Source organism: Microbacterium sp. (assembly GCF_049650565.1).
Taxonomy (GTDB): Bacteria; Actinomycetota; Actinomycetes; order Actinomycetales; family Microbacteriaceae; genus Microbacterium.
The window spans coordinates 1-11,869 of the sequence record NZ_JBASAK010000096.1 but is presented as its reverse complement, the minus strand read 5'-3'; the positions used below and the strand labels follow the sequence as shown (position 1 = coordinate 11,869).

The 11,869-nt window shown below is 65.5% G+C and carries 13 protein-coding genes, 1 tRNA gene and 2 pseudogenes; 8 read left to right on the top strand and 8 right to left on the bottom strand.

Going from position 1 to position 11,869, the window contains the following annotated elements; translation table 11 throughout:
- The 5 genes and pseudogenes from WA967_RS15065 to WA967_RS15045 all read right to left on the bottom strand — a co-directional run.
- Positions 1–344, bottom strand: a pseudogene (locus WA967_RS15065) (HNH endonuclease); the annotation flags it as partial.
- Positions 345–549: 205 nt separating this feature from the next.
- A complete protein-coding gene (locus tag WA967_RS15060; RefSeq protein WP_424424273.1) occupies positions 550–927 on the bottom strand; it encodes an RNA-binding S4 domain-containing protein in 378 nt (125 codons plus the stop codon).
- A complete protein-coding gene (locus WA967_RS15055) occupies positions 924–1,592 on the bottom strand; it encodes a lysoplasmalogenase family protein (RefSeq protein WP_424424270.1) in 669 nt (222 codons plus the stop codon). Before WA967_RS15055 ends, WA967_RS15060 begins: the two co-directional genes overlap by 4 nt.
- A 38-nt stretch (positions 1,593–1,630) precedes the next feature.
- On the bottom strand, positions 1,631–2,086 hold the full coding sequence (locus tag WA967_RS15050; RefSeq protein WP_424424267.1) for a hypothetical protein: 456 nt from the start codon (positions 2,084–2,086) through the stop codon (positions 1,631–1,633).
- 4 nt (positions 2,087–2,090) lie between these two features.
- Positions 2,091–2,690, bottom strand: a complete 600-nt coding sequence (locus WA967_RS15045; RefSeq protein ID WP_424424265.1) for an N-acetyltransferase family protein — start codon at positions 2,688–2,690, stop codon at positions 2,091–2,093.
- A 131-nt stretch (positions 2,691–2,821) separates the two neighbouring features.
- On the opposite strand from WA967_RS15045, the gene WA967_RS15040 reads away from it, so the two are divergent.
- The 6 genes from WA967_RS15040 to WA967_RS15015 all read left to right on the top strand — a co-directional run bounded on the left by WA967_RS15040 (position 2,822) and on the right by WA967_RS15015 (position 5,553).
- Positions 2,822–2,898: transfer RNA gene (locus tag WA967_RS15040), tRNA-Pro, on the top strand.
- Positions 2,899–3,077: 179 nt separating this feature from the next.
- Positions 3,078–3,308 carry a helix-turn-helix domain-containing protein gene (locus tag WA967_RS15035; protein ID WP_424424262.1) on the top strand — a complete coding sequence of 77 codons (231 nt, stop codon included), beginning with the start codon at positions 3,078–3,080 and terminating at the stop codon, positions 3,306–3,308.
- Positions 3,309–4,011: 703 nt separating this feature from the next.
- A complete protein-coding gene (locus WA967_RS15030; RefSeq protein WP_424424259.1) occupies positions 4,012–4,248 on the top strand; it encodes a hypothetical protein in 237 nt (78 codons plus the stop codon).
- Entirely contained in the window at positions 4,238–4,468 is a 231-nt protein-coding gene (locus tag WA967_RS15025; protein WP_424424257.1) for a hypothetical protein, read from the top strand. Before WA967_RS15030 ends, WA967_RS15025 begins: the two co-directional genes overlap by 11 nt.
- Before the next feature lie 79 nt (positions 4,469–4,547).
- The gene (locus tag WA967_RS15020; RefSeq protein ID WP_424424254.1) at positions 4,548–5,297 is read left to right on the top strand and encodes a TIR domain-containing protein; all 750 of its coding nucleotides are present in this window, start codon (positions 4,548–4,550) and stop codon (positions 5,295–5,297) included.
- A gap of 4 nt (positions 5,298–5,301) precedes the next feature.
- Complete coding sequence (locus tag WA967_RS15015; RefSeq protein WP_424424252.1) at positions 5,302–5,553, top strand: hypothetical protein; 252 nt, start codon at positions 5,302–5,304, stop codon at positions 5,551–5,553.
- A gap of 357 nt (positions 5,554–5,910) precedes the next feature.
- Here the strand turns inward: WA967_RS15015 and WA967_RS15010 are convergent.
- Positions 5,911–7,211, bottom strand: a pseudogene (locus WA967_RS15010) (ISL3 family transposase).
- Positions 7,212–7,671: 460 nt separating this feature from the next.
- On the opposite strand from WA967_RS15010, the gene WA967_RS15005 reads away from it, so the two are divergent.
- Positions 7,672–7,956 carry a hypothetical protein gene (locus tag WA967_RS15005; RefSeq protein ID WP_424424250.1) on the top strand — a complete coding sequence of 95 codons (285 nt, stop codon included), beginning with the start codon at positions 7,672–7,674 and terminating at the stop codon, positions 7,954–7,956.
- Positions 7,957–8,590: 634 nt separating this feature from the next.
- Here WA967_RS15005 and WA967_RS15000 read toward each other — a convergent pair.
- Complete coding sequence (locus tag WA967_RS15000; protein ID WP_424424248.1) at positions 8,591–9,553, bottom strand: zinc-binding dehydrogenase; 963 nt, start codon at positions 9,551–9,553, stop codon at positions 8,591–8,593.
- A 158-nt stretch (positions 9,554–9,711) separates the two neighbouring features.
- On the bottom strand, positions 9,712–10,341 hold the full coding sequence (locus WA967_RS14995) for a TetR/AcrR family transcriptional regulator (RefSeq protein WP_424424245.1): 630 nt from the start codon (positions 10,339–10,341) through the stop codon (positions 9,712–9,714).
- Between the two features lie 119 nt (positions 10,342–10,460).
- Between WA967_RS14995 and WA967_RS14990 the strand changes: the two genes are divergently transcribed.
- Positions 10,461–11,681, top strand: a complete 1,221-nt coding sequence (locus WA967_RS14990; protein WP_424424243.1) for an alpha/beta hydrolase family protein — start codon at positions 10,461–10,463, stop codon at positions 11,679–11,681.
- Positions 11,682–11,869: the final 188 nt, after the last annotated feature.

Here is an 11,869-nt window from a genome sequence, read left to right as displayed (position 1 = left end):
TGGGACTCCCGCAGGATCTCCCGCACATGCGAGCCCGTGACCCGCCCCTGGGTGAAGGCGGCGTGCACGGCGGGGAACTGGGTGAGCATCCGCGCATCCGTGAATGCGAACACCACGGCCCCGTGTGAGAGGCGCCCCGCGGCCGCGTACTCCGCCATCATCGACTTCTCAATCACCTGCGAGTGCGCAGGCTCCGCCTGGACTTCCTCCTCGAACAGCACCCACCGCTGTGCCAGCAGATCAGCAGCCTCCGCCTGCAGACGGGCGATCTCACGCTGCTTCCCCACCCACGCATCCAGCAACGCGATGCGCTGCTGGAGGAGAGCCTCGAAGTCGGAAACCATACCCCCAGTGTAGTACACATGTTCGAATCAGGGAAGAGGTTCAGACGTTTCCATTCCGGATCTGAACGGTTATCTCCCCTGCTCGGCAGATCGGCGCCTGGTCGACCCGCCCGTGCCGACCAGACTCCGACCCTTCGACAAGCTCAGGGGCCCGGCTGTTGAAGCATCCGATTCGACAACGGAACTGCACCGCGCCGACCTGCGTTCAGTCGGCCTGGTCCCGCCCGCGCAGCCGGTCGATCTCGCGACGCTCCCGCTTGGTCGGACGGCCTGCGCCGCGATCGCGAACAGCCAGCATGGCGACGGGATCGCGTGGGGGAGTCCGATCGTCATATGCCGTGGCAGCGGCAGGAGCCCCGACGCGCTTGACCAGGGTCTGCCTCACGACGAGGATCCGGTCGAAACCGGCGATGCGCACCCGTACCTCGTCGCCGGGCTTCACGGTCTGCGCGGCCTTGGTGCGCTCCCCATTGACCCGTACATGCCCGGCACGGCATGCGGTCGTCGCGGCGGAGCGGGTCTTGTAGATCCGGATCGCCCACAGCCAGGCATCCACGCGCGCCGGCTTCACGGCATCCGTCATCGCGACTCCCTCCTACGGAGCGTGCCCAGCACGCCCCACACGATCAACCCCTGGCCGATCGTGTACGTGATCATGACCGCCGGCCCCAACCAGCCCGGGAGACCGTCGGGCAGGAAGAGCCGGAATGCCAGGATCGAATCGCTGGCGAGGAAGAATGCGCCGCCGGTCGCGACGATCGGATGGCATCGCGCCGACATCGCCGCCGTGCCCGCCAGCACGAGCCCGTAGGCTGCGACGGCGAGGAGCAGTCCGCCGGTGTGCGGGCCGACGATGCCCAGCATCCCGACCCACCACGCGACGTACACGAGCGTCCACCACGGCAGCCGTCGGATGCGCGCGAAGCGCACGAACAGCACGATGTATCCGATGTGCGCGATGCCGAAGAAGCCCAGCATCAGCGGCAGCTCCGGCAGGCCGGGGAAGAACGCTCCCGCACCGTCGCCGAGCCAGGAGAACAGCAGCGCGCCCAGCAGCAGAGCGACGACTGGTCGCGGACGAAGCCGCGGAGCCGCGATCAGCGCCGGCACGGCCAGCAGCGGCATCAGCAACAGCTTGGTCGGCGGAGCGAGCGGGCTGTCCAGGGCGATCGCCGACACGTGGATGATCGCCAGGATGATGTAGGGGATCCAGGCGGCGATGTCGAGAGGCCGGATGCTGTGAGGCATCCGCTGCTCATGATCGGTCGCGCGCGCGACGGGAGTGCTCACGACTCGACGGACACGGCGGTGACGGCGTTGTCCGGTCCGAGGTGCGCTGCGGGCCAGTACCCGTCGGGGAAGTGCGTGCCGCAGATGTCGACGAAGTGCAGCACGATCTCCCCGTCGGCCGAGGCCTCGATGGCTTCGAGGCGGAGGTCTGCGGCACCCTCGTCGAGTTCGTACTGTTCCGGCTCGATCTCGCTGAAGTGCGCGATCACGGCATTCGAAGCGGCCCGGCGGACGTCTGCGAGATCGGCCACCGCCGTCTTCAGCCGCGGTAGGCGCGCTCGGACGTCGTCGACCTCGGGCCCGTCGATGATCAGCTCGATCTGAGCGTCGCCGTCGTCGATGCGCCCGGCGTACCAGTCGTGCACGGCGACCGTGCCGTCATCGAAGATGCTCTCGGCCTGCGTCAGCATGCCGAGTTCGGGATCATCGATGGGCGGATGCTGTGCGCTCATGTCTTCACGCTATCGCGGCGTCGCCCTTCAGCTCGCGCACCACGAGCACGCGCCCGCGGCTCAGAGTGGCTGTCCGACGGAAGCCGTGATCGAGGAAGACCGAGAGCGTGCCGTGGAAGAGGTCGTTGGAGCGGTGCGTGCCCTCGGAGGTGTCGATGGGATAAGCCTCGATGAGGCGAGCCCCGGCCTTCTCGGCGTAATCGATCCCGGCGCGCAGCAGCTGCGTGGTGAGGCCCTTGCCGCGGTGCTCGCGCCGCACGACGAAGCAGGTCACAGCCCAGACGCTGTCGTCGTCCAATGCCTCGGCAGTCGCTGCGGCGATGGCCCTGGTGCGCAGGATGCGGGTCTGGGCCGTGCGCGGACCGACACGGATCCAGCCCGCGGCCTCGCCGTCGACGTAGGCGACCAGGCCGGGTGCGGGACCCGCTTCGATCTCGTCGTGCAGCATCTCGCGCCGCTGCTCGAAGGTGGTCGCCTGCCAGTCCTTGTTGCTGACGACGGGCCAGATGCACTGGCAGCTGCGTCCGTCTCCGCCGCCGGACAGCGAGTGCTGCACGTCGTCCCACCGTTCGATCGTCGCGCGTTCCGTGGTGATCGTGGTCATGCTGGCACGCTACGCGGAGCCTCGGACATCGGCAACGGGTGCGTGCGCCACGCCCGGATCAGGGCGGTTCGCGAGCGCCGTGTGAGTGGGCTAGGATTGTGGAGTTGCCCGCACCATGGTGCGAATCACAACGGGCTGTGGCGCAGCTTGGTAGCGCACTTGACTGGGGGTCAAGGGGTCGCAGGTTCAAATCCTGTCAGCCCGACCAGAAAGTCGCGGAGACTCACGGGTTTCCGCGACTTTTTCGTTGGTGAGATTTGATCCAGTCATCACAAACCCATTTTTTTGACCTCTCTGCGGCCCGCTTCGAGTGCTGCACTCCGGCAGGCTGGCGACCGTTCCGGTCGGCTCCGGTCGCCTCGGATGCATGCTCCGCACCTGTTCGACATGGACACCGAACACCGCACCGCAGACAACCCCTGGGGCCTGGAGCCCCTGCTCGACGTCGGCGAGCTGGCCGCCAACCTGGGCGTGCCGGTCTCGACCGTCTACGACTGGCGCACCCGCGGCCTCGGGCCGCGCGCGTACCGCTTCGGCAAGCACCTGAAGTTCGCGGTCTCCGACCTGCGCATCTGGATCGAGCAGCAGCGCGACGCTCCTTCGCCGGAGGGGAGGTGATCCTGTGGCACGCCAGCGCCTGACCATAGGCACCTTCGGTGACATCGGATACTTCTCCGGTCCAAGCGGCCGCGTCGTCGCCCGTGCCCGGTATCGCGACTGGGACGGCAAGAACCGCCTCGTGCAAGCGACCGGCGATACCCGCAAGCAGGCGGAACGGGCGCTGAAGGTGAAGCTCGCCGACCGCAGCCTCTTCCAACCCGCCGCGTCTGACCTGTCGCCCGGCAGCCCGTTCCCCGACCTCATGGCCTACTGGCTCGAGGACCTCGAACTCGAAGGACGCATCTCCAAACGCACGCGGCAAACTGTACGAGCGGAACATGCAGACCCTCGTGCTGCCGGTGCCCCACCAGGCTGGCTAAGCAGATGCCTGAGCCGAGCTGGTGGGCGCCTACAAAGTAGTCAGGCGCGGTGGTGTGAAGCGGGCTCCACGCAGCTGCGGTCAAGGCTCTCGAGGGCATCGGCTGGGAAGGTACAGCGGCTAGAGCGATGCCGCTGAATCTGCGTGCGCATCGGCTTGGCATCATCTCGGACTGAATGTAGAGCACGCTACGCGCCGCGGCTGTGTCCTTCTTGACCTGAGAGACAAACTTCTCCGCACAAGCTATGCATGGCGCGACACGCCGAGGCATCAATCATCAAGTTTGGAGTAAATGTCGGTCAACACTCGTATTCTTAGTGCCATCTGACCGAAGGAGGCCTCGTGGCTGCTGCAGAAACCGAGACGCCATGGGATGCCGTCATCGCACGGTCGCTTGCATATCAGGCGATGCATCTCGCCGGTCTTGCTGATACATCGATGGTCAGGCGTGCTCAGTTCTTGATGACGCTTGGTCTTCCTCGCGCCGATGCCGCCGCGATGCTCGGCTCGAACGACGAGTCACTGCGGGTACAGCTCAATCAGGCCAAGCGGAAGGCGGCAACAAACGGTGGCAAATGAACTAGCGGGCATCGACAAGGTGGCAAACCTCTTGGCCGTACTCGTCGTCAAAGACATGAACAAGTCAACCGCGGCGACTATCCTCGCGACGGCAGGGTTCAGCAACAAGGAGATCGCGGGACTGCTCAACACCTCTGAGGGTTCGGTTCGATCGTTCATCTCGATTGCGAAGAGGAAGGCCGACAAAGCAGAAAAGTCGGAAAAGCCGAACGATGGTTGACGGAGTCGCAATCCGTCGCCTCATCCGAGAGAAGACTGGGTACTCCGCGCGGCACGTCGATCGCCTCGTGCATTCCAAGATGCAGTCGGACCTGCTGAGCCGCGATGAAGCCTCAATGGCACTCGCCGTTGAGAAGAAGGTCAACATTAACAAGTACGTCGATGACGCGGACTGGGTAACGCTTCGAGCAGCTCAGCACGGTAAGCCATCCGCAACTCCACCGGCTGTTGCCGCGTCAGCACGCCCGGCGCGTCTAGGCTCGGCGTCGCCGAGCCGAGCTATTCGCACAAGCCCGTCCAAGCCAGGACGTACCGTGATGGTCGTCTACGGTCGTGACAGCGACGCGAAAAGGGCGATGTTCGAGTTTCTTGAGTCGCTCGATCTCAAGCCCATGAGCTGGACACAAGGGATCAGCCAGACCAAAATCGCGAACCCCAGTGTTCGCCAGATTGTGGATGCCCTCTTCGCCAAAGCGGTCGCGGTAGTGGTGCTGCTCACTCCTGACGACGAAGCACGCCTCAAGACAAAGTTCCAAAAGAAGAATGACCCTGTCCACGAGAAGCATCTCACCGGACAGGCCAGACCCAACGTTCTCTTTGAAGCGGGAATGGCGATGAGCAGCCACCCAGAGCGGACGGTGCTCACACAGATCGGCGACGTCAAGCCATTCACCGATGTGGGGGGAATCCATATCACCCACCTAAACAACTCCATTGAAACTCGGCGAGAACTCGCGGCAAAGCTGAAGAATGCGAAGTGTCAGGTGGACATGGATGCCGACAAGTGGCGCACAGCTGGAAACTTTGAGGTCGAGGACGAAGAGGAATAGACAAATGGCCGAGGAAGAAGAAGCAGTTATCCCGGCAGGAAATGCAACGATCCAAGATCGAATTGCGGCCTTCGACATGCTCGACCGGATGGGTGACGCAACGCAGGCACAGAAGACATTCCGGCTCTCGCTGGTTGGCTTCAAGCGCGCAGAGATTGCGGCAATGCTCGGAATCAGCGCCGCTTCCGTTAGTCAGAACATCTACAGCGAGAAGAACAAGGGAAAGAAAAAGCCTGCGCCCAAGAAGACCGAATAGGCGAGCTTCTGACACTCGGTGGCAGTGGTTACGAATGTTGGTGGCGTAGGACGGCCTTCGCGCCGAGCGGTCCAACGCCAAGCCGCCCTTCTTCGGTGTCGAATCCCGACGATTGTGCCCTGTGCGCGCTCGGCGAGCATGTTCACGACCGATCCGCCCATCGACCGTGGGTGCGCCACACGAGAGTCTGCGGCCGGCTGGGCTTTGGGCTTTTCCGTCAAGAGATGACCACGATGCCGCCAGACCGGCCGCGTACTGGTCCCGGTGTGTTCCCGAGACTGGCGGGAGATGGTATCTTCAGGCGAGGGCCCGGTCGTCGTTCCCTCACTGAGGTGGGGACAATGTGGCTCTTCGGAATCAAGGGTGTAGGTGGGGTCTGAATCCTCCGGCTTCGAGCAGGGATCTGGCGATGTAGTTCGTGAGGTTGCGGAAGCCGAGTGCGGAGCCGCGGAGGTGCTCGAGTCGCCCGTTGATGGCCTCTGTCGGTCCGTTGGATGTGCCGGGTCGGTCGAAGAACGCGAGGATGTCCGCGGCGCGCTTCTTCAGCGTGCGGCCGAGTTTGCGGATCTCGACGAGGGTTGCGGGGACGCCGCTGCTGACCGCGTCGATCAGTGCCTTCATCTTCTGCTTGCTGAGCTTCTTGTCAGGTTCCCGGTATGCCGCGATCATGCGCTGGTAGATGCCCCAGGTCGCTTCGACCTCGACGTGCTCATCGGCGGCGAACAACGTCATCAGTCGGGCGCGTGCCGGTCGGTGAGCAGCTTGTCACCGGTGTGGAGAGTGCGGCGAGCCTGGTAGAGCGGGTCGCCCTTCATCCCGCGGCGTCCGAAGATGTCCTGTTGGACGCGACGTCGGCAGACATCGAGCGCATCACCGGCGAGACGGACGACATGGAACGGATCCATGACAGGGACCGCGTCGGGCAGTTCTTCGGCGGTCGCGGTCTTGAAGCCACTGAACCCGTCCATCGCGACCACCTCGATCCGTTTCGACCACTCCTTGGGGCGGTCGGCGAGCCACTGCTTGAACACCGCCTTCGAACGGCCCTCGACCATGTCCAGCAGCCGCGCCGGGCCCGTCTTCTCGCGGGCCGGAGTGAGGTCGATGATCACCGTGACGTACTTGTCGCCGAGCCTGGTGTGCCGCCAGACGTGCTCGTCGACGCCGAGTGTAGTGACTCCGTCGAAACGACCCGGGTCGTCGATGAGACGCCGGTGGCCCTCGGCGAGGATCGCAGAGTTCGCGGTGTGCCACGACACCCCGAGCCCGGCCGCGGCACGTGTCACGGTGAGGTGGTCGACGACGATCGCCTTCAGTGCCCACCTGATCCCGCCGCGGGAGATCTTCGCCCGTGGCGCGGCCGCCTTGCGGGTGTCCTGCCGCCAGGTGCGGCAGCAGTGCGCGCACCGATATCGACGCATCCGCACCAACAACGTCGTCGGCCGATGCCCGAACGGCTCGTGCGCCAGCGGCCGCGTCACCGTGTCCCGCACGACGCCTTCAGCGCCGCACTTCCGACACCACGGGTCGTCATCGACGACACGGCACTCGATCACCGCGCGATCCGGTTCGAGCACCTGCCCAACGGCCTCCAGGCCGAGCTCGTCGAGACGGCAGAACGTGGTCAAGTCGGGCGCGGCGAAGGTAGCGTGGAGCACGTCGAGGTCTTTCAGATGGACAGCGTAGGAACTTCCATCCTGGGAGACCTCGACCCCTATCCGCGAACCGGCCGCCGACCCCGACTACACCCTCAACTGCGAAGAGCCGACAATGTACCCAAGCGCACTACGCGCGGCCGCCTTCGGGCGGCGAAGCTTAATGTAAGCGGTGATGATCTGTGAGCGATCGTCCTGACGAGTTGCCTCGCAACGGCTCTGGCCGGGGCAACCGGGCCTCCCCTGGAAGTGGCAAATCGAGTGAAGACGCGGTGTCCCTGAACGCGCCGGATGTTTATAGCGATCGCACTGACTTGCTGCTTGTTGTTCTGTAGGTCGAGATCCTCGACCGGACGCAGAACCACTCGGGAGCGGACTATGTCATTCGCTCTCAGAACAAAGATCGTCGCGCGAAGGGTGAGGATCTCGTGAAGATCCCCTACTTAAGGATTTCGATCACTTCGTGCGGGTACTCGCTCGCGCCAACGGCGTCAGCGATTCGCTCGAGCAGAAGACGTTCATTCAGACCTATCGAAAATCGGCTAGACGCTCGGTCGATGTCATTGGTGACATCCCGAACTTCGACGAGTACACTGACAGTGACAAGCGGGCTGTCCTGGAGGGTGTGTTCGGCGTCACGGAGCAGAGGATGAATGCCAACGGGCCTGTATGGGTGGAAAGGCAGTTTGCCCGTCGCACTCGCCTCCACGGGCACAGCATGGAACGCGGCCTGACACCCAACTATTGACTATGTGGGTCGGGGTCTTGCGACATAGGGTTGGACTTTGCTGTGTGGCAGGCCGTTAGCGCACGAGGCATAGCGTGATCTCGAGGCTGTCATTGGCCGGAACTGCTCCGTAGAATAACCCCATGAGAACCGCGAGACGCGCGGAATATCAGCGATTTCCGCATCACCAGGGTTCGCCTGAGCCCGTCGACTGAACTTGTTGCGGTCCAGACTCCGGCTCATCGAAAGCCCACCTAAATCACCCGCCACGACCCGCCATCAACCGGCTACACTCGTAGTAAGCGAACCGCCCGTTTCCCTGTAAACACAAGGGAATCCGCGAGTTCTCGAGACGATCGGCGGAGACCGGAAATCAACCGGGTCCTCCAAGGGGTCGCAGGTTCAAATCCTGTCATTCCGACAGAGGGCGGAAGATCCGGGACGTAGTTCCGAACCTTCCGGGTCGCTCACCGGTGCAAAGAGGGACCCCGCTGCGCAGGATGCTCTACGCGCCGCGGCCTCTCCCCGCCGTCACCGATCTCCGCAACGAGCGGAGCGTGGAGGGCGCGGTGAGGAAGCATCCCGACAGCCAAGAATCGGACCGCGAGAGCTGACTGCGTCCTCGTTCTTCCACTGCGGACGATCCCACCCCTGGTCAGGGCAGAAGGATCGATTTCCCGATGACGGTGCGGGACTCGATCGCGGCGTGGGCGCGGGCTGCGTCATCGAGGGGGACTGCCTGGCCGATCGTCGGGCGGATCGTGCCCTGGACGGCCAGGTCGAGGGCACGTTCGGTGAACGAGAACAGATCGTCGGCGGTGCCCACGGCTGACAGCGGTATGACGGTGACGCCGCCGTCATCCGCTGCGGTCGGATCGATCGCACCCCAGCTCCCACCGGCGGCGCCGTGCTGCACGTAGCGCCCACCGGCGTTGACGAGGGCGAACAGCGTGGCGGTGATCTCCGCACCGACTCCGTCGAAGACGACGTCGACTCCGTGCGGGGCCGCGGCGGTGAGGCGGGTGGTCCACTCGCGGTCGCGGTAGTCGACGGCCGCATCGGCGCCGAGCCTCCGCGCGTGGTCGAGCTTCGCCGCGCTGCCGGCGAGCGCGATGACGCGGGCCCCAGCGGCTTTCGCGAGCTGGACGAGGATGCCTCCCACACCACCGGCGGCGGCGGTGATGACGACGCTCTCTCCCGACTGGATCCCCGCCACCTCGCACAGGCCGACGGCGGTGCGGCCGTCCGCGAGCAGCGCCGTCGCATCACGAAGGGGGAGCGCCTCCGGCACGCGGTGCAGATCGGCGACACGAGCCAGTGCGAGACCGGCATAGCCGCCGCTCCCTCCTGTCGACGTCACGACCCGGGAGCCGATCCATACGGGATCCACTTCCGGTCCCACGAGATCGATCAGGCCGCCCACCCCGTTGCCGAGCACGATCGGGAACGCCGCGGGAGGAGCGACCGGGCTGCCTGCGCGGATGAGCGTGTCGACGAACGTGATCGCGGCCGCCTCGACCACGACCCGCACCTGCTCGGGGCCGGGCTCGGGATCGGGCAGCGAGACGGAGCGCAGCACATCCGGACCGCCCGGACGATCGGCGATGACGGCTCTCATGGTGTGGTCCTCCGTTCCGGTGCGATACCTCCCGGCGGCTCGACGACCACGAACGAGGAGGCGCAGCACGATTACGACGATATCCGTCCGGCGGGAGCTCGGCCTCCGCTCCATCCGCGCCCGCACCATGTGCGCGGCCCGACGGGATGCGGCATCCGCTAGGACTTCGCGGGCCGCGCCCCCTGCTCCGCGATGAGGGGCAGGAACAGCCGGTCCACGATCGCCGTCACCCGATCCGCGGAGATCGGGCCGGGAGTCATGATCAGGTCGTGTCGGACCAGGTCGAACGGCAGCGACAGCACGTCGGGCTCGATCCTCCGCAGATCGATCTCGCCGCGCGCCTCCGCACGCTCGAACAGCGTTCGCACGCGCGACTCCCGCTGATCGCCGAACACGAGATCGCGCACCTCGATCGGACTCAGCCCGAGGCGCGCCGCCAACCCGGAGAAGACGGTCGCGACGGCGACCGCGAAGAACTTCGAGCGTGACGCTCCCATGGCTGTCAGTGCCGCGATCAGGTCGCCGCGCAGCGAGCCGGTGTCCGGCAGTTCCGGTATGTGGTCGGCGTTGTGGCGCTCCAGCGCGGCCAGCACGAGTTCGTCCTTGTTCGACCACCGGCGGTACAGAACGGGTTCGCTTGTGCCGGCCCTGCGCGCGACGGAGTCCATCGTCAGGTTCGCGTACCCGCTGTCGGCCAGCTCGTCCCAGCATGCCTCGAGGATGGCGGTCTCGAGTTCCGCTCCGTGTCGTCGTCGGCGCGGGACGGGTGCCGTAGGAGGTGCGGTCATGAGGCAATGATAGAAAGTCTTGCCTTTCTAAGCAACACGTCGTACCGTGCTTAGAAAGCAATGGCTTTCTCGCGGACTGTGCCGCGACCGAGCCGAGCCGCTTCAGACGAGGAGATCGCATGACAGCATCAGTTCAGCCCGGCATCGGGGCACGATCGACGCTCTTCGCGGACGGTGCGATGAACTCCATGACCAGGGCGATGCTCGGACGCGTCCACGTCGGTGCGGCCGACACGGGCGAGACCTTCGCCACCATTGACCGGATCGTCGACGGCGACATCGGGTCATGGGTGACGGAGTGGGAGGCCCTCGCCGACCGGATCGCGGACATCGGCGAGGAGTGCCTGCGCCGGGGACATGTCGTGAGCGCGCGCAACGCGCTGCTGCGCGCCGCCACCTACTACACTCCGGTGATCCTGATGGTCGACGGCCTCGATGACGCCGATGCGGTTCTCGCGCGTGCGTTCTCGGCCCATCGCCGCTGCTGGGAGCAGTACCTCGCCCTGCTGCCGGATCCGCCTGAGGCGATCGAGATCCCCTACGAGGGCTCGAGCATGCCCGGGTGGTTCTTCCCCGCGGCAGGCGAGGCCCCGACGAAGACCATCGTCCTGGTGAACGGCGCGGACGGCGCCACGAGCTATCTGTACCCCGGCTACGGCCTGGAAGCGGCCGCACGCGGCTACAACGTGATCCTCTTCGACGGTCCCGGCCAGCAGCGGATGCTCTTCGAACGCGGCATCCCGTTCCGGCATGACTGGGAGAACGTCGTCGGCCCGGTCGTCGATCACGCACTGAGTCGACCTGAGGTCGACCCGCAGCGACTGGTCCTCTATGCAGTCAGCCAGGGCGGGTTCTGGGCTCCCCGCGCACTGGCGATCGAGCTTCGGCTCGCGGCCGCCGTCATCGACGGCGGCGTGACCGATGTGTCCGCCGGATGGCGGGGATTGGTCGACTCCGATCGCCTCGCGATGTTCGAGGCCGGTGACGAGGAGCGCATCGCAGCGCACATCCGGAATCTGCCGGCCGCGGAGCGGAGGCTGGTCACCTGGCGCACGAAGCCCTACGGGCAGCCGCGCGTCCTGCGCGCCTACCGGGAGACGCTCCAGTACCGCATCACGCCCGAGCTCGCTGCCGGGATCGACACCCCCGTGCTGATCGCGAACCCGGACGAGGAGGGCTACGTCGCGGGCCAACCCGAGGAACTGTTCGCGATGCTGCCCGGCGAGAAGGAGATCGTGCACTTCACCGTGGCAGAAGGCGCGGCAGGGCACTGCGAGCCGATGGCGCGTGGTCTCGCCGCGCAGCGCTTCTTCGACTTCCCCGACGATCACGTCGGCTGAGAACGTGCGCCGTCAACCGCTCACTCGGCGGAGTGCGCGGCGGCTCGCACCCGGCTCATCGCAGATGCCATGATGAACCAGGGACACCTGTCGCTGGTGATCGCGGCGGCTCCTGCGCGATGCCGCGCCGGAGAAGGCGATGTCCCCCCGGCACGAGAAGAGGAACATGTCCCCGGATGCTTCTGAGG